Annotated in this window: 19 protein-coding genes; 4 read left to right on the forward strand and 15 right to left on the reverse strand. The window is 70.8% G+C overall.

Annotated features, from left to right (window positions below):
• Nucleotides 1-154: 154 nt before the first annotated feature.
• From O3597_RS11315 to O3597_RS11330, 4 genes are all read right to left on the reverse strand, one after another.
• Nucleotides 155-424, reverse strand: a complete 270-nt coding sequence (locus tag O3597_RS11315; RefSeq protein ID WP_281604111.1) for a hypothetical protein — start codon at nucleotides 422-424, stop codon at nucleotides 155-157.
• Nucleotides 425-444: 20 nt separating this feature from the next.
• On the reverse strand, nucleotides 445-1,551 hold the full coding sequence (locus O3597_RS11320) for a putative manganese transporter (RefSeq protein WP_164446992.1): 1,107 nt from the start codon (nucleotides 1,549-1,551) through the stop codon (nucleotides 445-447).
• Between the two features lie 69 nt (nucleotides 1,552-1,620).
• The gene (locus O3597_RS11325) at nucleotides 1,621-2,490 is read right to left on the reverse strand and encodes a manganese catalase family protein (RefSeq protein WP_281604112.1); all 870 of its coding nucleotides are present in this window, start codon (nucleotides 2,488-2,490) and stop codon (nucleotides 1,621-1,623) included.
• A gap of 84 nt (nucleotides 2,491-2,574) precedes the next feature.
• Nucleotides 2,575-3,306 carry a HAMP domain-containing sensor histidine kinase gene (locus O3597_RS11330; protein WP_281604113.1) on the reverse strand — a complete coding sequence of 244 codons (732 nt, stop codon included), beginning with the start codon at nucleotides 3,304-3,306 and terminating at the stop codon, nucleotides 2,575-2,577.
• 66 nt (nucleotides 3,307-3,372) lie between these two features.
• Here O3597_RS11330 and O3597_RS11335 point away from each other — a divergent pair, with 66 nt between their 5' ends.
• Nucleotides 3,373-4,014, forward strand: a complete 642-nt coding sequence (locus O3597_RS11335; RefSeq protein WP_164446995.1) for a response regulator transcription factor — start codon at nucleotides 3,373-3,375, stop codon at nucleotides 4,012-4,014.
• A 121-nt stretch (nucleotides 4,015-4,135) separates the two neighbouring features.
• Here O3597_RS11335 and O3597_RS11340 read toward each other — a convergent pair whose 3' ends face one another.
• The 7 genes from O3597_RS11340 to O3597_RS11370 form a co-directional block, all read right to left on the reverse strand.
• A complete protein-coding gene (locus O3597_RS11340; protein WP_164446996.1) occupies nucleotides 4,136-4,582 on the reverse strand; it encodes a MerR family transcriptional regulator in 447 nt (148 codons plus the stop codon).
• On the reverse strand, nucleotides 4,582-6,081 hold the full coding sequence (locus O3597_RS11345) for a SulP family inorganic anion transporter (protein WP_281604114.1): 1,500 nt from the start codon (nucleotides 6,079-6,081) through the stop codon (nucleotides 4,582-4,584). Before O3597_RS11345 ends, O3597_RS11340 begins: the two co-directional genes overlap by 1 nt.
• A 268-nt stretch (nucleotides 6,082-6,349) precedes the next feature.
• Entirely contained in the window at nucleotides 6,350-8,725 is a 2,376-nt protein-coding gene (locus O3597_RS11350) for an excinuclease ABC subunit UvrA (protein WP_281604115.1), read from the reverse strand.
• Nucleotides 8,722-9,132, reverse strand: coding sequence for a VOC family protein (locus tag O3597_RS11355; RefSeq protein ID WP_164446999.1), 411 nt, complete (start codon nucleotides 9,130-9,132; stop codon nucleotides 8,722-8,724). Before O3597_RS11355 ends, O3597_RS11350 begins: the two co-directional genes overlap by 4 nt.
• A 5-nt stretch (nucleotides 9,133-9,137) precedes the next feature.
• On the reverse strand, nucleotides 9,138-9,587 hold the full coding sequence (locus tag O3597_RS11360) for a helix-turn-helix transcriptional regulator (protein WP_164447000.1): 450 nt from the start codon (nucleotides 9,585-9,587) through the stop codon (nucleotides 9,138-9,140).
• A 65-nt stretch (nucleotides 9,588-9,652) separates the two neighbouring features.
• A complete protein-coding gene (locus O3597_RS11365; RefSeq protein ID WP_164447001.1) occupies nucleotides 9,653-10,315 on the reverse strand; it encodes a response regulator transcription factor in 663 nt (220 codons plus the stop codon).
• Entirely contained in the window at nucleotides 10,312-11,445 is a 1,134-nt protein-coding gene (locus O3597_RS11370) for a histidine kinase (protein WP_281604116.1), read from the reverse strand. The genes O3597_RS11365 and O3597_RS11370 overlap by 4 nt, the downstream gene beginning before the upstream one ends.
• Nucleotides 11,446-11,670: 225 nt before the next feature.
• Here O3597_RS11370 and O3597_RS11375 point away from each other — a divergent pair, with 225 nt between their 5' ends.
• On the forward strand, nucleotides 11,671-12,087 hold the full coding sequence (locus O3597_RS11375) for a DUF6223 family protein (RefSeq protein ID WP_281604117.1): 417 nt from the start codon (nucleotides 11,671-11,673) through the stop codon (nucleotides 12,085-12,087).
• 46 nt (nucleotides 12,088-12,133) lie between these two features.
• Here the strand turns inward: O3597_RS11375 and O3597_RS11380 are convergent, their stop codons facing one another.
• From O3597_RS11380 to O3597_RS11395, 4 genes are all read right to left on the reverse strand, one after another.
• Nucleotides 12,134-12,652, reverse strand: a complete 519-nt coding sequence (locus O3597_RS11380; RefSeq protein WP_281604118.1) for a DUF305 domain-containing protein — start codon at nucleotides 12,650-12,652, stop codon at nucleotides 12,134-12,136.
• 238 nt (nucleotides 12,653-12,890) lie between these two features.
• Entirely contained in the window at nucleotides 12,891-13,784 is an 894-nt protein-coding gene (locus O3597_RS11385; protein ID WP_164447003.1) for a DUF1996 domain-containing protein, read from the reverse strand.
• A 272-nt stretch (nucleotides 13,785-14,056) separates the two neighbouring features.
• Nucleotides 14,057-15,043, reverse strand: coding sequence for a glycoside hydrolase family 11 protein (locus tag O3597_RS11390; protein ID WP_281604119.1), 987 nt, complete (start codon nucleotides 15,041-15,043; stop codon nucleotides 14,057-14,059).
• 403 nt (nucleotides 15,044-15,446) lie between these two features.
• The gene (locus O3597_RS11395) at nucleotides 15,447-16,643 is read right to left on the reverse strand and encodes a helix-turn-helix domain-containing protein (RefSeq protein WP_281604120.1); all 1,197 of its coding nucleotides are present in this window, start codon (nucleotides 16,641-16,643) and stop codon (nucleotides 15,447-15,449) included.
• Between the two features lie 150 nt (nucleotides 16,644-16,793).
• On the opposite strand from O3597_RS11395, the gene O3597_RS11400 reads away from it, so the two are divergent.
• Together O3597_RS11400 and O3597_RS11405 are read left to right on the forward strand one after the other, a co-directional pair.
• Complete coding sequence (locus O3597_RS11400; RefSeq protein WP_281604121.1) at nucleotides 16,794-19,073, forward strand: aminotransferase class III-fold pyridoxal phosphate-dependent enzyme; 2,280 nt, start codon at nucleotides 16,794-16,796, stop codon at nucleotides 19,071-19,073.
• A gap of 4 nt (nucleotides 19,074-19,077) precedes the next feature.
• The gene (locus tag O3597_RS11405; RefSeq protein ID WP_164447006.1) at nucleotides 19,078-20,670 is read left to right on the forward strand and encodes an FGGY-family carbohydrate kinase; all 1,593 of its coding nucleotides are present in this window, start codon (nucleotides 19,078-19,080) and stop codon (nucleotides 20,668-20,670) included.
• Nucleotides 20,671-20,686: the final 16 nt, after the last annotated feature.

Below are 20,686 nucleotides of genomic sequence, written 5' to 3' on the forward strand. Positions count from 1 at the left end.
AGCGTGTGTCCGAATTCGTTGGCGCACCGTGACGCGCCCACCGGGCAGGCCCGGCACGACTCACGGAGACCGCAAGGTACCGGTGCTGAGCGGAGTTCAGGTTGACATCGCATGGACAACAGGTGGCCGGGACGACATCCGGAATGAACCTTCTTCAGGTCGACGGGCGGGTGCGCCGCGTGCCACGGTCCGGCGACCGGGTGCCGCCACCCGGGTTCGCGCCCGGTCGCAGCAGTTGGCGCAGGAGGCCGCCGCCTCCGGCCAGCCCGACGGCGACGGGGATGGCCAGGCTGGTCAGCACCAGGGCCGCGACCGACCAGGCGGGCAGTCCCACGGCCGCCGCGACGAGACTCAGACCGCTGAAGACGGCAAACTTGCACCGGACCCGCGACAGCGCGACGGGGTCCGTCGTCGAGTACGACATGGCATGCTCCTTCGGCCGGTTCACCAGAACACGAGCAGCGCCCCACCGACGACGACCGCGGGGACGGTGGTGATGGCGGTCGCCATGACCGCGCAGTGGCGGCGCAGCGCGGCGAGCGGGATCAGGGCATCCCCGTCCTGGCTGATCGCGTTGGCGACCAGAGTGGGTAGCGGCAGACCGCCACTGACGTAGAGGCCCGTGAAGACGATCTGCAGGGCACAGCCGGGTACCAGGCCGACCAGAGCACCGACCAGCACACCGACGAGGCCGGTCACGACGAGCTGCGAACCGTCGAAGCCGGTCGTGGTGCTCAGCACCTGCCAGCCGAGGTAGGCCACCGCCACCCAGACCGTGACGAACGAGGCCTCGTGCGCGCTGTGCCGCAGCGTCGCAGCCCGGGTACTGGCGTGCGCGGTCTCCAGGGTGTCGTCGGCCAGCCGTCCCCGCCCGGCGGCGAAGATGAGCGCCGCGACCAGCGTGCCGAGCACCCCGAGCGCCAGGTACGGGTCGATCCCACCGATCACGGTCAACGCCGCCGGGTCGACGATCTGGAACACCACCGGTACGGACACCGCGAAGGCTGGCGTCGTCAGCCCCCAGAACGCGGTCGACGCGGGCACCCGGGGCAGCAGTGCCCCGAACAGGCGACGGGACACGGTGAGATCGGGCCCGACGTCGGCGGCGAGGTTCACCGGTGCCGCGACGGGCACCGGCCGCCGCCGGGTGGCGGACCGGGCGGGATCGATGCCGAGGGCGTCCACGGCGTACCCGGTGGCCAGGCCGGCCACGAACAGCAGCGCGTGCAGTTGCAGCGCGAAGAGCGGGTTCCAGGCCAGCACCACCCAGGACGAGTCACCCATGGTCGCGACCAGCGCACCCACCACGGTGCCGAAGGAGACCTTGCCGCGGGCGTACAGCGGCATGAGGATGATCGCGCCACCGCAGCCCGGTGTCACCCCCAGCAGCGCGCCGACCAGCGGGCCCACCCGGCGGCGACGGGTCAGCCCGTCGGTGACCCGGTCCCCGTACCGCCAGCGCAGCCAGCCGAACAGCGCCACCATCACGGCGACGTACACACCCACCTGCATGAACGCGTCCGCGAGCGGGCGCAGCACGAGTTCGGTCACGGCTCACCTCCTCGGGCGGGCGTCACCCGCCGGGCCACCCGGTCAGGTGGGCGGCCCGGCAGGAAGACGTCAACTGATCTTGCTCTTGACGGTGTTGACCACGCCCTGTGCCATGCCCGGGTTGGTGCCGTACAGGCGCGGGTCACCCGGCGGCAGGACGGGTTCGGGCGCGTGCGCGCGAGGGCTGTGGTCGTAGCGGAACTCGCCCTTGCCATCCGGCGTGGGTCCGGAGGCCCAGCGTCCCTGCGCGGCGTCCTGGCCCGGGGAGAAGTCGAGGTAGGTGTAGCTGAACTGCTCGGTGAAGTCCGGTGAGTCGGGGAAGGCGTCCGGCACGGGCATCTCCTCCAGGCCGTCCTCCCTGAGCTGCTCGATGGCGGCCATCCACATGTTCTGGTGCATGGTGTCGCGGGCCAGCAGGAAGCGGAGCATCTGCTTCACGCCGGGGTCGTCGGTCATGTTGAACAGACGCGACACCTGAAGGCGGCCCTGGGCCTCGGCGGTGACGTTGAGCTGGAAGTCGGCCATCAGGTTGCCGCTGGCGGTGACGAAGCTGCCGCTCCACGGCACTCCCACACTGTCGACCGGCATCGCCCCGCCGCCGCCGTGGATGAAGTGTGCGGGATTGGAACCGCCGTAGATCGCCCCGACCATCGGGTTGTCCTCGGCAGCCTCCTGCAACGACAACGGCGCGTTGTCGAGCAGCCGGGTGATCATGGTGGCGATCATCTCGACGTGGCCCATCTCCTCGGTGCCCACGTCGAGCAGCAGATCCTTGTACTTGCCCGGCAGCCGGCAGTTCCAGCCCTGGTAGAGGTACTGGTTGGCGACGGTCATCTCGCCCCACTTGCCGCCCAGGATCTCCTGGAGCCGGCGGGCGAACGCCGCGTCGGGACCGTCCGGCTTCGCCTCGAACTGCAGGTCCTTGATATGGGTGAACACGCGCCCTCCTCGATGAGCTGAGCTGTCACCGAGGTCACTTCCCCGATCGCGGGCCCGTACGGGCCAACCGGCGGCCCGGACGGGTCAACCTGCCTGGCGGGCCGGCAGCAGCACCTCCACCGCCACCCCGGTCGGGCGCAGCCGGTGCAGGCGTACCTGGCCGCCGTCGACGGCGACGAGTTGCCGGACGATCCACAGGCCCAGGCCGGACATGCCGACGGCCGGGGCGGGCCGGCGCAGCGCCTCGATCAGGGGCTCCGCCACGCGCCCCTCATCCAGCACGCTGATGCTCAGGTGGGCACCACGGCACATCGCGTGGATGCCCACCCGCCCCGCAGCCGGTCCGTGGCGCAGCGCGTTCTCGACCAGGTTGCCCACCATCTGCCTGGTGCGATGGGCCGACACCCGACACCGCGCGGCTTCCCAGGTGACCCGGATGTGGCGCCGTTCGGCCGGTACGAGCATCGCGACGATGGGCAGGATCTCCGCGAGCGGCACCGTCGGCTCGCTGCGCCCGACCGCCAGGGTCAGGGCCCCCACGCTCGTCGCCGCCTCGGTGAGCAGGGTTTGCAGGTGGGCCGCCTGGTCACGGGCGAGTGCGGAGACCAGGCGACGGTCCTCGACAGTCAATGGCCGTGCCTCGTCGGCGAGCGCCCGGGTCAGGGAGGTCAACGTCGTGACCGGCGTTCGGAGTTCGTGACAGAGCACGCGCAGCAACAGCTCGGAGGGGCGACTCGCGGCCGTGGCACCGCCAGCGGGAGAGCCGGTACGGCGTAGCACTTCCAACAGTCGTCCGATCCCGTACCGTCCGCGCATCCGTTCCCCACTCCCCCGAGGTGGCACCGACCGCATGATCGGTACCCGCTCGGGAAGGGAACAGGCATGTCCGAGTCCCCGGCCATCCGGGTGGCCGTCGTCGACGACCACCCGCTGTTCGCCCGTGGACTCGAACTGCTGCTGCCGTCGGCCACCGCTGGTCGGGTACGGGTGGTGGGCGCCACCGGTGACGCCGCCGCGGCGGCCTCGCTGATGTGCCGGTGCCTACCGGACGTGGCCCTCGTCGACCTGCACATGCCGGCCCCGGGCGGCATCCGCGCCGTGGCGGCCATCCGCCGCACGACCCCGCGGGTGCGAGTGGTGGCGATGTCCGGCGACAGCGATCCGACGCCGGCGCTGGAGGCCCTGCGTGCCGGCGCCGAGGCGTTCCTGCCGAAGAGTGCCGAACCCGAGGCGCTGCTGCCGCCACTGCTGGCGGTTCTCGACGGGTGGGCGGTGTTGCCGGCGCAACTGCTGCGCGAGCTGCTGCACTCCGGCCCGGGCTTCCGGGTCGATCTCGACCCCGACGAACGCGCCCTGCTCCGGTCGATCGCCGCCGGCCGCAGCACCCTGACCATCGCGGATCAGCTGCACGTGTCGGAACGCACGGTGAAACGGATGACCGCCGCGCTGCTGCGCAAGTTGCGGGTCGGCACCCGCGCCGAGGCCGCGGCGCTCGCTGGGCACGCGGGCCTGCTGGGCGACTGACCGGCCGTCGAGCCGGAACCGGCAGAAACCCCGGCGGCGCGCCACCCGACGGCTCCACCACCCACCGCTGGTCGTGGCTCGACCCACGCCGGCCGAGACGCCCTGCCGAGCGGCGGGCCGATCAGTTCTGGAGCGTGTGCTTGTCGATCCGCTGTCGCAGGGTGTCGGCGAAGCCCTCGGCGGTGGCCAGTTGTTCGCGGAGGGCGTCGACCCGGGTGGCGGCGAGGGTGTGGAACATGGCGAGCCGGTCGAGCAGGGCGGCACGTTCCGCACCGTCGGCGGCGGGCAGCGCGTCGAGGATGCCGAGCAGGTCACGCATCTCGTCGAGGGTGAACCCGAGGGGTTTCATCCGTTTGACCACCCCGAGGCGGTCCAGGTCGGGTTCGGTGTAGAGGCGGAAGCCGCCGTCGGTACGCGCCGACGGGACGATGAGCCCGACCTGTTCGTAGTGCCGGATGGTGCGGATGCTCAGGCCGACCCGCTCGGCGGCCTCGCCGATCTGCATGAGTCGGCCCGGTGCCGGGCCACTTGTGGTCTGCGGCCCGGCGTCGCGCCCGGTGCGGGGCATCAGTGGCCCGCACCGAGGGTGCCGGCGAGGCTGCCGTGGATGGCGGCGCTCGGCTGGTTAAGTTCGACGATCTCGACGGTCTTGCCCCGTGCTGCGTACTTCGTGGTGATGGCGTCGAGGGCGGCGACGGAGGAGGCGTCCCAGACGTGTGCCCGGCTCATGTCGATGATGACCTTGTCCGGGTCGCCGGCGTAGTCGAACTGGTAGACCAGGTCGTTGCTGGAGGCGAAGAAGAGTTCGCCGTGCACGGAGTAGATCCGAGAGCCGCCATCAGGGTCGAGCACGCTGGTGACCTCGACGAGGTGGGCGACCCGGCGGGCGAAGATGACCATGGCGGTGAGCACACCCGCGACCACCCCGATGGCCAGGTTGTGAGTGGCCAGGGTGGTGGCGACGGTGGTGACCATGACCAGGGTCTCGCCCAGTGGCATGCGTTTGAGGGTGGCGGGGGCGACGGAGTGCCAGTCGAAGGTGGAGACCGCGACGATGATCATGACGGCGACGAGGGCGGCCATCGGGATGGTGGCGACCACGTCGCCGAGCGCCACGACGAGGATGAGCAGGAAGACGCCGGAGAGGAACGTCGACAGTCGGGTGCGGGCGCCGGACGCCTTCACGTTGATCATCGTCTGGCCGATCATGGCGCAGCCGCCCATGCCACCGAAGAAGCCGGTGACGATGTTGGCCACGCCCTGGCCCCAGGACTCGCGGGTCTTGTTGGAGTGGGTGTCGGTGATGTCGTCGACCAGCTTGGCGGTCATCAGTGACTCCATCAGCCCGACCAGCGCGATCCCCACCGCGTAGGGGGCGATCAACGCCAGGGTGTCCATCGTCCAGGGGATCTGCGGCAGGCCGAGAGTCGGCAGGCTGTTGGGCAGTTCGCCCTGGTCGCCGACGGTCGGCACGGTCACCGCGGCGGCCACGGTGAGTACCGTGAGCACGACGATCGCGACCAGCGGGGCCGGCACGGCCCGGGTGAGTCGGGGCAGCCCGACCATGATCACCAGGGCGAGGGCGACCAGTGGGTAGACCAGCCACGGCACCCCGAGCAGGTACGGCACCTGCGCGGCGAAGATCAGGATGGCCAGGGCGTTGACGAACCCGACCATCACACTGCGTGGGATGAACCGCATCAGCCGCGCCACCCCGAGGGCGGCCAGCAGCACCTGGATCAGCCCACCCAGGATCACCGCCGCGACCAGGTAGTCCAGGCCGTGCTCCTTGGCCAAAGGTGCGACGACCAGGGCGATCGCGCCGGTCGCCGCGCTGATCATCGCCGGCCGGCCACCGCAGATCGAGATGACCACGGCCATCGTGAACGAGGCGAACAACCCGACCCGCGGATCCACCCCGGCCAGGATCGAGAAGCTGATCGCCTCCGGGATCAGGGCCAGAGCCACCACCAGCCCGGCGAGGACCTCGGTCCGGAACACCTTGGGCGACAACCAGGACGGGCGGGACAGACGCGGCCGGGCGACCGCGGACAGCATCGAAGACATACAGCCGTTTCCACTCAGGGTGCACGCGCCAGGCGCACACGTGATGCCGCTCCCCACGGGGACCGACATGATCTGCACATACCAGTACCGGTCGGACGTTTCCGGACCATTTCCGAGCATCGTCGCCCGGAAGAAGAAGACCGCTCAGGAAGGACCGCGAGGGGCCGTAGCCGCGCCTCGACGACCAGCACGAAACCTACCCTCCAGCGAGGGTAGGTTTCACCCCACGGTGATGATCATCACCGTGGGGTGCGGAACGAGCGGGATCTCAGCCGCCCACGTAGGCGGCGAGGTGCTCGCCGGTAAGGGTGGACCGGGCAGCGACAAGATCGGCGGGAGTGCCCTCGAAGACGACCCGGCCGCCGTCGTGACCGGCACCCGGACCCAGGTCGATGATCCAGTCCGCGTGGGCCATGACCGCCTGGTGGTGTTCGATGACGATCACCGACTTGCCGGAGTCGACGAGCCGGTCGAGCAGGCCGAGCAGGTGCTCGACGTCGGCGAGGTGCAACCCGGTGGTCGGCTCGTCGAGCACGTAGACCCCGCCCTGCTCGGCCATGTGGGTGGCCAGCTTGAGCCGCTGCCGCTCGCCGCCGGAGAGCGTGGTCAGCGGCTGGCCGAGGCTGAGGTAGCCGAGGCCCACCTCGGCGAGCCGGTTGAGGATGCGGTGCGCGGCCGGCGTACGGGCCTCGCCGGAACCGAAGAACTCCTCCGCCTCGGTGACCGGCATCGCGAGCACCTCGGCGATGTCCCGGCCGCCGAAGCGGTATTCCAGGACGGAGGCCTGGAACCGCTTGCCCTCGCACTCCTCGCACACGGTGGCGACGCCGGCCATCATCGCCAGGTCGGTGTAGATCACGCCGGCGCCGTTGCAGGTGGGGCAGGCGCCCTCGGAGTTGGCACTGAACAGCGCCGGCTTCACCCCGTTGGCCTTCGCGAACGCCTTGCGGATCGGGTCGAGCAGCCCGGTGTACGTCGCCGGGTTACTGCGCCGTGAGCCACGGATCGCGCCCTGGTCGATCGACACCACTCCGGTGCCGGGCGGGATCGACCCGTGCACCAGGGAACTCTTGCCCGACCCGGCGACGCCGGTGACCACGACCAGCACCCCGAGCGGGATGTCGACGTCGACATTCCGGAGATTGTGCGTCGAGGCCTTCCGGATCGGCAGCTGCCCGGTGGGCGTACGCACCGACTTCTTGAGCGTGGCCCGGTCGTCGAGGTGGCGGCCGGTGAGCGTACCGCTGGTCCGTAGCTCCTCGACGGTGCCCTCGAAACAGACGGTGCCGCCCGCCGTGCCGGCCCCGGGGCCCAGGTCGACCACGTGGTCGGCGATGGCGATCGTCTCCGGCTTGTGCTCCACGACGAGCACGGTGTTGCCCTTGTCGCGCAGCCGCAGCAGCAGGCGGTTCATCTGCTGGATGTCGTGCGGGTGCAACCCGATGGTGGGCTCGTCGAACACGTAGGTGACGTCGGTGAGCGAGGAGCCGAGGTGGCGGATCATCTTGGTGCGTTGCGCCTCCCCGCCGGAGAGCGTCCCGGAGGGCCGGTCCAGGCTGAGGTAGCCGAGCCCGATCTCGACGAAGGAGTCGAGGGTGTGCTGCAACGACGCCAGCAGCGGTGCCAAGGAGGGCTCGCGCAGCCCGCGCACCCACTCGGCGAGATCGCTGATCTGCATCGCGCAGGCGTCGGCGATGTTGACGCCCTTGATCTTCGACGACCGGGCCGCCTCACTCAGCCGGGTGCCACCGCAGTCGGGGCAGGTCGTGAAGGTGACCGCCCGTTCCACGAAGGCGCGGATGTGCGGCTGCATCGCCTCGACGTCCTTGGACAGGAACGACTTCTGGATCTGCGGGATCAGACCCGCGTAGGTCAGGTTGATCCCGTCAACCTTGATCTTGGTGGGCTCCTTGTGGAGCAGGTCGTGCAGCTCCTTCTTGGTGTACTTCCGGATTGGTTTGTCCGGGTCGAAGAAGCCGCTGCCCCGGTAGATCCGGCCGTACCACCCGTCCATGCTGTAACCGGGCACGGTGATCGCGCCCTCGTTGAGGGATTTGCTGTCGTCGTACAGCGCGGTCAGGTCGATGTCCGTGACCCGCCCGGTGCCCTCACAGCGCGGGCACATGCCACCGGTGATGCTGAAGCTGCGCCGTTCCTTCGTCGTGGTGCCGCCACGTTCGATGGTCACCGCGCCGGCGCCACTGATCGAGGCGACGTTGAAGGAGAATGCCTGAGCAGAGCCGATGTGCGGCTTGCCGAGCCGGCTGAACAGGATCCGCAGCATGGCGTTGGCGTCGGTGGCGGTGCCGACGGTGGAGCGCGGGTTGGCGGCCATCCGCTCCTGGTCGACGATGATCGCGGTGGTCAACCCGTCGAGGACGTCGACCTCCGGCCGGGCCAGGGTCGGCATGAAGCCCTGGATGAACGCGCTGTAGGTCTCGTTGATCAGCCGCTGCGACTCCGCCGCGATGGTGCTGAACACCAGCGAGCTCTTACCCGAACCGGAGACGCCGGTGAACACCGTCAGCCGGCGCTTCGGCAGCTCGACGGTGACGTCCTTGAGGTTGTTCTCCCGGGCACCCTGCACCCGGATCAGATCGTGGCTGTCGGCGGCGGGTGGCGCCGACCGGTTGGCACTGCTCATCGCACTTCCTGGATACGGATCATGTTGCCGGCGGCGTCCCGGACGGCGCAGTCACGAACCCCGTACGGCTGCTCGGTCGGCTCCTGCACGATCTCGGTGTCGCTGGCCTGCAACCGCTCGAACACGCCGTCGAGGTCGGGCGTGGCCAGCAGGATCGAGGCGTAGGTGCCCTTGGCCATCATCTCGGTGATGGTGCGGCGCTCCTCCTCGGTCACCCCCGGGTCGGCGGCCGGCGGATGCAGCACGATCGACGTACCGGGCTGACCGGGTGGGCCGACGGTGATCCACCGCATGCCCTGGTAGCCGACGTCGTTGCGGACCTCGAAGCCGAGGAGGTCCCGGTAGAAGGCCAGGGCGGCGTCCGCGTCGGTGTGCGGCAGGAAGCTGGCGTTGATCGTGATGTCCATGGCGGTCACGCTAACTGCGGCGCGGGGGCCGCTGCTTCTCGATTCCTGATCGGTCTGGTCACCTGTTTCACCACGCAGGAGGGCATCCCCTGCGTCGCGCGGGCCGCGTCGCGGCGGTAGACGCTCGGCGGCACGCCGACGAGTTCGGTAAACCGGGTGCTGAAGGTGCCCAACGACGAACAGCCGACCGCGAAGCAGACATCGGTGACGCTGAGGTCACCACGGCGCAGCAGTGCCATGGCCCGCTCGATGCGTCGGGTCATCAGGTAGCCGTACGGGGACTCGCCGTAGGCCTGCCGGAACTGGCGGCTGAGGTGCCCGGCCGACATGTTGACCCCACGGGCGAGTGCCTCGACGTCCAGCGGCTGCGCGTACTCCCGGTCGATGCGGTCCCGCACGCGGCGCAGCCGCGCCAGGTCGCCGAGGCGCTGTTCGGTGGTGGATCTGCTGGTCACCTGTGCGATCGTGCCACGGCGGTCCGACAGACGGCGAGTGCGTCGGCCGCGACGCGCCACCGGGATCAGCGGTGGCGGGGCGCCACCAGGCCGGACTCGTAGGCGATGACCACGAGCTGGGCTCGGTCACGGGCGTGAAGTTTGGTCATCGCCCGGTTGATGTGGGTCTTGGCGGTCAGCGGGCTGATCACCAGGCGTTCGGCGATCTGGTCGTTGGACAGGCCCTGCGCGAGCAGGACGACCGTCTCCCGTTCGCGACTGGTCAACTCCTTGAGCCGCGCACCGGTCCGCGTCCGCAGCGGCTCGGTGACGTACCGGTCGATCAGCTTGCGGGTGATCGACGGCGCGAGCAGAGCGTCGCCACGGGCGGCCACCCGGACGGCGTGCACGAGATCGGCCGGCTCGATGTCCTTGACCAGGAAGCCGGCGGCACCGGCGCGCAGCGCGTGGAAGACATGTTCGTCCAGACCGTAGTTGGTCAGGATGACCACGTGCACGCCGGTCAGAGCCGGATCCGCGGCGATGTGCCGGGTCGTCTCGATGCCGTCCAGGACCGGCATCTGGATGTCGACGAGCGCGACGTCGGGCAGGTGTTCCCGGGCCAGGGTCAACGCCTGCTCGCCGTCGGCGGCCTCGGCCACCACCTCGATGTCGTCCTCGATGTCGAGCAGTGCCCGGAATCCGCTGCGCAGCAGCGGTTGGTCGTCGACCAGCAGGACGCGGATCACGCCGCGCCCACCGGAAGCTCGGCGTGCACGGTGAACCCGCCCTCGTCGCGGGCCTCGGCCCGCAGCAGTCCGCCCAGAGCGACGACGCGTTCCCGCATTCCGAGCAGTCCGACGCCGGGCACCGCCGCCCGGCCCGGCGTGCCGTCGCCGTCGTCGTCCACACGGATCGCGAGGATGCCCGGCCGGTAGTCGAGCCGCACCGACGCCGAGGCGGTGGAGGCGTGACGGGCGATGTTGGTGAGGGATTCCTGCACGATGCGGTAGGCGGTGCGGCCCACCGCTACCGGCACGTCGGGCCGTTGTCCGTCGATCGTCAACGTCGCGTCCAGGCCGGCCATCCGGGCCCGTCGCACCAGTTCCGGGAGTTCGTCGAGCCCGGGTGCGGTGGCGGTGCCGTCGGCGCGCAGTGTCTCCAGGGTCGCGCGCAGTTCCCGGGTCGCCTCACGGCTGGCCTCGCGGATGGCCGCGAGCGCCTCCGGCACCGGCTCGCCGCGCCGGCTGGCCAGGTGCACGGCGACCTCTGCCTGCACCTTGATGATCGATATCTGGTGGGTGAGGGAATCGTGCAGTTCCCGAGCGATGTGCAACCGCTCCTCGTCGGCGCGGCGCCGTGCCGTCTCCTCCCGGGTGCGCTCGGCCTCCTCCGCACGCCGCTCGGCCTGCCGGAGCGCCTCCCCCGCCGCCCCGGCGGCGACCAGCCAGGCCACTTCGAGGGCGTCACGGGCCCGCGCCAGGGCCTCGCCGACGGGCAGTCCCGGCGGCAGAGTCAGGGCCGCGAGCGGAAGAGCGACAAGCATCGCGACCCCCGCGACGACCGTGACCGTGCGGTGCCCCGCGCGTACGGCCGCGTAGACCGCGAACAGAAACGCGACGGCGGGCACCTCGATATCGGTCGCCTGGTGGCTCACCGCGCACACCCCGGTGACGACCAGCACCGCGACCGGTGCCCGTCGACGCGCGACCAGGGCCAGGCCGCCGGTCACCAACCAGGCGTAGCCGAGAAGATCCTCCCCGGTGGCGGGGCGGGTCGCGGACAGTGCGGCGATCAGCAGCACCGCCGTCACGCCCACCGCGATCGTCCAGTCCCTGACCGCAGCGCGCCTGAGGACCCGCCCGCACCGCTCGCCCATGGGCGCACCCTAGTCGGCCGGCGCGGCCCGGCGACTCCTGCTCACGGAGGACTGGCCGGCTACCACGTACGCGGTAGTGGAGCGGCGGTCGCGGCGTACGTGGCAGCCGGTCACGCCGGCTGCGGCAGCCGAAAGTGCCTACGCCGGCCGGATGAGCGCCGGGTCGCCGGCCGACATGATCGGTGACGTCGAGTTCACGACCCGCGCACCACAAAGGAGACAGACGTGACGATCGCCAGGCTCATACTCACCACCGTCGCCGCCGTCCCGTCCGGGGCGGTCGGACTCGCCGCACCGGTGACCACGCAGATCGCGGCCGATCCGGCTGTCGCACAGGGCGTCAGCATGGGCGCCGGCCGGATCGGATCGACGGTGGCCGCCCTGTTGGCACTCGCGGGGGTGGTCGTCGGTGGGCTGGCGCTCACCCCCGGTCGTTTCCGCACCGGCCGGGCGCGGGCGGGCTGGAGCGCCCTGGCTGCGGGGGCGTTCGGGATGGCGCTCGGTGGTCTGGTCGTGCTCACCTCGGACGGTGGCGTCGGCACCGGCAACGGGCGGGGCGGCGGCTACGTGGCGCTGGTGGTGGGGCTGATCGCCCTGGTCGTCGGCGGGTTCGTGCTGGCCCGCTCCCGGCGTGCTGGTTGACTGACCAGTGCTGGTTCGGCCCCCGTCGGCGCGAAGGTCGCCGCCACTACGCTCGGGGTTGCCGCGGGGACGAAGTCGATGGCCGGGCGAGGTCGTCGAGTCGGGCGAGGTCGTGGAGTCGGGCGAGGTCGGCGGTGTCGTCCCGGACCACGACTGCGGCCAGTGCGGTGGTCGCCGGGTGGGCCCCGACCCGCTGCTCGGCGGTGGCGAGCCGCACCGACTGCGTCAGATGCGCCCGCAGGTGCCCGGCGAGCCGGTGGTGGAACTGCTGCCCGGTGGCCGAGCGCAGCGCGGACAGTTCCGCGGCGGTGATCATGCCGGGCATGTCGTGGCCCTCGTGTGGGTTGACCACCGGTGCACCGGAGTCGGTCAACAGCCGCCGGGACCGGGTCAGGTGCGCCCGCTCGCTGGTCTCGATCCGGGTGGCCAGCCGCCGCCAGGCCGGGTCGGCGGTCCGGTCCGGCACCAGATCGAGCATCGGCAGCAGCCGTTCGGCCATGGCCACCGTCAGCTGGAGCCAGGCGATGTCGGTGGCGCTGAATTGTCCGGTCGTACCGGAAGGCACTGCGGTGGGCGACGCGCCGGCCGGTGGTGCGAGGGCTGTCGGCGGCCCGGTGCTCGGCGGCGCTGGTCCCGTGGTGGTTGGCGTTCCGATGATGGGCGATGTCCGGCGTCGCACCCGGCGACGAGCAGCAGGGCGGCGAACAGCGCGGCGAGTGGGCCTCCTCGCACGCGACCTCCTTCGCGTGCGCCCGGCGGCGGGCCGGTACGACCGGGCCCGCCGTCGGGTGTCGCCTGTCGACTCAGAGCGGCCTGCCGTCGTGGCCGCACTTGATGACCGGACGGATGCAGTCGCGGACGCGTCGCGCCAGCTCCTCCACCGGCCAGGCGTTGAAGAAGTCGCCGTGCATCGTGTAGCCCGGCCCGGAGGCCAGTCGCAGCCGCGACGGGTCACCGTTGACCGGGTACCGCAGCACCTGCCGCAGCTTCGGCACGTGCACCGGGTGGCTGGCCGGGCAGGCCTGGTTCACCGGGTAGGCCAGGTGGCTCTTGTGATCCGGCGAGTCGAGGTCGCGGCCGTTCCAGCACTGCGGGAAGTCGAGGTACGACTCCAGCATGGTGCCGGCCGGGCAGTTGACGAAGTTCTTCGACGGCGGCACGTGCCCGGCGTGCAGGCAGGACCAGCGGGCGATGCTGTCGCCCGGTCCGGCGGCCCGGGCGTTCCCGGCGACGAGGCGCAGGCCCAGCGGGAACGGCTGCGTCTGCGCGACGACGTCGGGACGCACTCCTTCGCCGAGATAATAGAAGGTGGCGATGGACGGCTCCACCGGCACGTTGTCGCGGTAGAGGGTCGGTACCCAGTAGGACGAGACATCCACCCGGGGATTGCAGGTGGTGGCGGAGCCGACCAGGTCGGGCAGCGTGGTGTGGGCGTTGGTCACGGTGCTGCCGAAGAAGCTGTGCATGTGCGAGGCACCGGGCAGCCCGGGCAGGACGATGGGGTCGTCCGGGAGCCGGTGGCTGTACGTGCAGTCGGCCGGGAACTCCGCTACCCGGATGGCGTTGATGCCCGGGGCGGCGTCGGCCGGCGCGGTGCTGGCCACGACGTAGCTGCCGAGCAGCACCAGCAGGGCACCGATCGCGGTGCCGAGGCGTAGCCGGCCGCGGCCGACGGGTTGGGGTGCGGCGCTTTCCATCTCATGGCTCCTGTCGGGGAGGGTCAGGGTCCTTCCGGCGCCGCCGCCGTAGACATCGGAGCTTCCCTGGCCGGACTGGTGGTGGTCGCGGACGCGATCCGAGAGAGCGCTCTCACACCAGCCTCACCCTTAAGTCGATGGTTGTCAATACATGTCGGGTCGGAGTGACGCACAACGACGGCGGGCCGACCCCCTGAGGGTCGGCCCGCCGCGGATGCCGTTGCCGGCGGCGGGGTGCCGGCTGCGGCCGTCACCCCACCTGGTTCACCAGGTCAACTGCTTGAGCAGGTCGCGGTTGGCGTGGTGTTGTTGCCGTTCTTCCAGAGCGTGATGCCGAAGTTGTTGCCGTTACCGTTCGGCCGTGCGGTGATCGTGCCACTGGAGCCGCTGATCGAGGCGTTCCAGCTGTTCTGCAGGCTCTGGCCACCGTTCGTACGGATGGTGACGGTCCAGTTGTTGCTGCCACTGACCGAGAAGATCGTGTTGAACCGGTCGTTCCAGTCCTCGGCGCGCTGCACGTTGACCGAGCAGTTGCCACCACCGGGCGGCGGGTTGCTCGGCGGCGGGTTGCTCGGCGGCGGGTTCGAGCCCCCGCCTTCCCGGACGGTGATGTCCGAGCTGCCCTGGCTCTGGTAACCCTCGGTCGCCATGATCTGGTAGTAGTGGTTGCCCAGGTTCAGACCAACACGCGCCCAGGCGTCGAAGTGGTTGGCAGTGGTGATGGTCCCGCTGCTGCGCTTCTGCTGCCGGACACTCCAGTACTGGTAGAACGTCTGGGTGCCATCGATCGAGGGCTGGTTGACCCGCTGGCTCCGCAGAATGTCGTAGGTGCCCCCGTCGGTGGTGACGCTACCCAGCCGGGTGGCACCGCTGCTCGGGTTGTAGCTGCCGAAGTTCTCGACGATGTAGTACTCGACCAGCGGGTTACGGGTCCACCCGTACAGCGCGAGGTAACTGTTGTTGTTACCCGGGTTGTAGCTACCCGAGTAGGTGATCGTGCGCCGGGTTCCCGGGTTCCAACCCTTGCCACCGACCCAGTTGTTGGTGCTCCTGCTCCACGAACTGGAGTAGCGGCCGTTCTCACGCAACACCATGCAGGCGTCGCCGCTGTCCTTCCAGAACGAGAAGAAGAACCCGTTGTGGGTGCCCTCCGTGTTCGAGCAGACCTGCCGGTCGGCCTCGGCCTGGGCGGGGCTGGCCGAGATCGCGACGGTGCCGGTGGTGGCCAACACTGCGGCGAAGGCGGCGGCAGCCAGCATCCTGACGCGTCCACGCCTGCGACTTCGTGGTGGGACGGGGACGTTGTTCATGCTTCCTCCTCGTGACGGCTGGCCGGTGGCCAGCAGTGCGCTACGAACCGGCGGTCCCGGTGGCTGGTCGGCCACCATCGACTGTCGACGTCGTACCGGGTGGTGGTCTGCCGGTCGTGATGCACCGCGACCGGCGGAGTAGGTAGCGACAATCGACGATCATCCAGATTCGTCGATGGCCACAGTATTGGCGTGCCGCCGCCGAGCCGTCAACAACTTCCGGAAATACTCTCGAAACCTTCTCGTGGCCGCCCGCCCGGCCCAGGGACAGCGTTGGTGCTGGTCAGCGACAACACGCCGGCGGTTACTCCGCAGCATGGGCATGACCATTAACGCCAGGTCAGGGCCAGTGTCAAGCGGAAGTTCCAGAGACCTTCCGGATGCTCGTCGCGAGCTGGCCGGTCAAGACCACCAGGAGCTCGAAGCGGGCGGCGGGGTCGTCCAGGTCGTCACCGTACAGCTCACGCAGCCGCTTGAGGCGGTAGCTGACCGTCTGCGGGTGCACGAACAGCTCGGTGGCGACCTCGGCGCGCGAGCCCCAGTGCCGGAGCCAGGCGTAGAGCGTACCCAGCAGATTCTCCCGCTGCGCCGGACGCAGTTGCGACAACGGTGCCAGGCGGCGCTCGGTGAGCACCGCCAACGCCCGCTGTTCGCCGCGCAGGGTCAGCGCGACCAGGTGGTCGTCGACGAAAACCGGGCCGGGCGCGGGTCCGACCAGCCCGCCGGCCAGTTCGGCGAGCCGGACGGCCGCCGGCACCTGGGGCCAGCCCAGTTCCGGGCCGACCACCACCGACCGGCCGGCGAACGCCTCGGCCAGGTGGACGCGGACCGCCCGGGCACCCGACCGCAGCAGCAGCACGGCGTCGCGGCCACGCTCGATGACCAGCCCGTCCGGACCGAACCGGAACCGCGCGTCGCGGGCCTGGTCCGGTGGCAGCAGGACCGGCACCACCGCGTCCAGGTCGGCCCAGCCGATCCGGGCCGCCGCCGACTCGACGGCGCTGGGCAGCCCGTCGCCGCGCAGCAGCAGCTCGGCCAGGTGGCGACGGCGGTCCCCCTCCCCGGCCTGCTCCCGCAGTTGCAGGGCGTACCCGTCGGTGCTCGCCGCGGCCAGTTCGGCGATGTACGCGCTTACCGCGTCGGAGAGGTCGATCAGTTCCTCCGGCTCGACCGGGCGCAGCCGGGCCAGTGACCGTGACGCCGTACGCAGCAGCAGCCGTGCCGCCATCCGTAGCGCGGCCAGCAGCGCCTCCGGTCCCCGGTCCTCACGGGCCTCGGCGGCCCCCAACCCGACGAACACCTCCCGGAACCGGGGCGGCAGCGCCGGTTCCCCGGTGCCGACGAGATCGAGGAAGCGGTCGAGCGCCACCTGCACGGCGGTGTGTACGTCCCGGGTGAACTTGTCGTCGGCGATGCCGGCGAAGGCCGGCGTGGCCTCGGTGACGGCGCCCGCGACGGCGGCCACCGTGTCCGGCAGCTGCGGGCGCATCGCGGCGGCCAGATCGGCGGGCAGGTGTCGCCAGGGAGTCGCGGAGACAGGCGAACTCACCCGGCGATTTTGTCACGCTGGGATAAGAAGCACGGTGATTCTCGCTGCCGGCGGGACGGTGTTTCGACCGTCGCGCCCACGCGACGATGAACCGAACGGGCCGGACGGGTGCACCGACCGGCGGCCGACGACCCGACGGAGGAGAACGCCGTGCAGCACCGCCTGTCCCGCCAGCACGTCGTCGACATGTGCCGCACCATGCTCGCCCGGGGCTACCTGAAGGCCACCGAGGGCAACGTCTCGGTCCGGGTGCCCGGCCACCGGCGGTACGCGGTGACCCCGAGCAACTACGACTACGACCGGATGCGCGTCGAGGACATCTGCATCGTGGACTTCGACGGCAGGCACCTGCCCGACGACTCCGGTGCCGACCTCAAACCGTCCATCGAGTGCGGGATGCACGCGAACATCTACCGGGAGCGGCCGGACGTCAACGCGATCGTGCACACCCACCAGCCGTACGCCTCGGCGTTGGCCTTCCTGCGCAAGCCGATCCCGGCGCTCACCGACGAGCAGGTGCGCTTCCTGGGCCGGGAGGTGGCGATCATCGACTACGCCCCGTCCGGCACCGGATTCCTGGCCCGCAACGTGCAGAAGAAGGTGGCCAGCGGCGACAACGCCTTCATCATCGCCAATCACGGGGTGGTCGCCGTCGGCACCGACCCCGACCGGGCGGTGTTCAACATGGCGCTGCTGGAGAAGGTGTCCATCGCCTACCTGCTGGCGCTGACCAGCGAGGCGGGAAAGATCCACACCATCCCGACCGCGATCCGGGAGATCGCCTTCAGCAAGCTGCGGGCCGACGAGAAGCGGATCGCCGCGCAGCTCACCGAGGCGGTCGAGCCGCTGCGGGTACCGGCCGACGAGGAACTGCCCAGCGCCGACGCGGCGGCCGCCGTGATCGCCGGCCGGACCGCCAGCAGCATGCCGGCGGCGAGCGCCGACGACGAGATGGCCGGCACGCCGGGTGCCGAGGCGGCCCGGCTCGGCTACGCGATAACCGAGTACCCCGACGTCGACGACGTGATGCGTCGGCTGAAGGCGCTGACCGCCCAGCCGGTGCGCGGTCTGCGCCACGACGCGATGCTCGACGTGCTGAACTACTTCGACACCAAGTGCCGCGCCAGCAAGGAGATCACCGACCGGGCGCGGCGGCGCATCCCCGGCGGGGTGCAGCACAACCTGGCGTTCAACTACCCGTTCCCGCTCGCGGTGGACAAGGCCGACGGCGCGTATCTGGTGGACCGGGACGGCAACACGTACATCGACTTCCTCCAGGCCGGCGGGCCGACGATCCTGGGCAGCAACTACGGCCCGGTGAACGAGCGCGTCGCCGAGGTGGTCCGGGACTCCGGGCCGGTGACCGGGCTGTTCCACGAGTACGAGCTGAAGCTCGCCGAGATCATTCACCGGTTCATGCCGCACGTGGAGATGTACCGGTCGCTGGGTTCGGGCACCGAGGCGGTGATGGCCGCCGTCCGGGGTGCCCGCGCCTTCACCGGCAGGAAGATGGTGATCAAGGTCGGTGGCGCCTACCACGGCTGGTCCGACACGATGGTCTACGGGCTGCGGGTGCCGGGCACGTACCGGATGAACGCCAAGGGCATCCCCTTCGGGGCGACGGCCCGCACCCGGGAGGCCTTCCCGCACGACCTCGGGCAGCTCAAGCGCAAGCTGATCGAGAACCGGCTGCGCGGCGGCACCGCGGCGGTGGTGGTCGAGCCGGTCGGCCCGGAATCCGGCACCCGGCCCGCGCCACGCGACTTCAACGCCCGGGTCCGGGAGCTGTGCGACGAGTTCGGCGCGCTGCTGATCTTCGACGAGGTGGTCACCGGGTTCCGGCTCGGGCTGGGCGGCGCGGCCGGCTACTTCGGTGTCACCCCCGACCTGACCGTGCTGGGCAAGGCGGTCTCCGGCGGCTACCCGATGGCCGGCGGTGTCGGCGGGCGGGCCGACGTGATGGCGGTCTTCGGTTCCGGGCTGGACGGCAGGAGCGGCGCGCACATCCAGGTCGGCGGCACCCTGTCGGCCAACCCGCTGTCCTGCGCGGCCGGCTACTTCGCCATCGAGGAGATGGCCCGCACCAACGCACCGGTGATCGCCGGCCGGGCCGGTGACCGGCTGACCCGGGGCCTGCAACGGCTGGTCGACTCCTACGGACTGCCGTACGTCGCGTACAACCAGGGATCCATCGTGCACCTGGAGTGCAGCGGCGTGATGCTGTTGGACATGCGCAACCCGGTGAAGCTGCTCAAGGAGAACAAGTCCCGCAAGCGGCTGATGGAGCAGATGGGCGCCGCGTACACCGCGCACGGCATCGTCACCCTGGCCGGCTCGCGGATGTACACGTCGATGGCCGACACCGACGCGGTCGTCGACGACGCCCTCGCCCGGTTCGACCAGGTCTTCGCACTTGTCGAGGGGGTCTGATCCGGTGACCGCCAGCCCGCCGCAGGTCTTCGCGATCGACCTGGGCACCTCGGGTCTGAAGGCCGCGCTGGTCGCCGCCGACGGCACGGTCACCGGCTGGGCCGAGCGGCCGGTCCCGCTGCGGGTGCTGCCCGGTGGCGGCGCCGAACAGGACCCGCTCGCCTGGTGGACGGCGCTCGGCCAGGTCGCCGCCGACCTGGGCCGGGATCATCCCGAGCAGATGCGGGCGGTCGAGGCGGTGTGCGCCTCCACCCAGGGCGAGGGAACCATCGCGGTGGACGCCACCGGCGAGCCGCTCACCGCCTGCATCAGCTGGCTCGACATGCGTGGCGCGCCGCACCTGCGACGGCAGTTCGGCGGCTTCCCCGCGTACCAGGGGATGTCGGTGCGCCGGATCGCCCGCTGGCTGCGGCTCACCGGCGGCATGCCCTCACCCACCGGCAAGGACCCCGCCGCCCACATGCTGTTCGTCCGCGACACCCTGCCGCAGGTGTACGCGCGCACCGCGACGTTCCTCAACGTGCTCGACTGGATCAACCTGAGGCTCACCGGACGCACGGTGGCCACCGTCGACTCGATCCTGACCTCGTGGGTGACTGACAACCGGCGTCCCGGCGACATCCGCTACTCCCCCGCCCTGGTCGCCGACAGCGGCGTCGACGCGGACAAGCTGCCACCGATCGTCGCCTGCACCGAGGTGATCGGCACCCTGACCCCGGCCGCCGCCGCGCACCTGGGCCTGCCGACGACGGTGCGGGTGGTCGCCGGGGCGATCGACAACACCGCCGCGGCGATCGGCGCCGGCACCACCGGCGACCGCCAGCCGCACCTGTACGTCGGCACCTCGTCCTGGATCGCCGCCCACGTGCCCCGGAAGAAGACCGACGTCGCCGCCGGCATCGCCTCGGTGCCCTGCGCGATCGGTGACCGCTACCTGATGACCGCCCTGCAGGCCACCGCCGGCGCCAACCTGACGTGGCTGCGGGACAAGATCGTGGAGTACGACGACCCGCTGCTCAGCGCCGGTCACCTAAGCCGCGACGAGGGCACGATCTTCGACGCCTTCGACACCATCATCCCGACGGTGCCGCCGGGCGCGAACGGGGTGCTCTACACCCCCTGGCTCTACGGCGAACGCGCCCCGGTGGACGACGCGAACCTGCGCGCCGGGTTCTTCAACATCTCCCTCGACACCAACCGCTCGGATCTGCTGCGGGCGGTCTTCGAGGGGGTGGCGTTCAACACCCGCTGGCTGCTCGGCGCGGTGAACCGGTTCCTCGGCGCACCGGTCACCTCGATGGCCATCACCGGCGGCGGGGCACTGTCGGACTCGTGGTGTCAGATCTTCGCCGACGTGCTCGGCGTCGAGATCCGCCGCGACGCCCAACCACTCGCGGTGAACGCCCGAGGGGCGGGCTGGATCGGCGCGGTCGGCACCGGGTGGCTCACCTTCGCCGACATCCCGGGTCTGATGCGTACCGACCGGCTCTTCACCCCGGACCCGGCGCATCGAGCGGGCTACGACGAGATCTTCGACGTCTACCGGACGCTGCACCAGCGGCTGACCCCGGTCTACCGCCGGCTCAACCGCCACTGAACCGTCGCCCGGAAGT

Origin of the sequence: Verrucosispora sp. WMMA2044 (assembly GCF_027497155.1) — a bacterium.
In the GTDB taxonomy this organism is placed as follows: Bacteria; Actinomycetota; Actinomycetes; order Mycobacteriales; family Micromonosporaceae; genus Micromonospora; species Micromonospora palythoicola.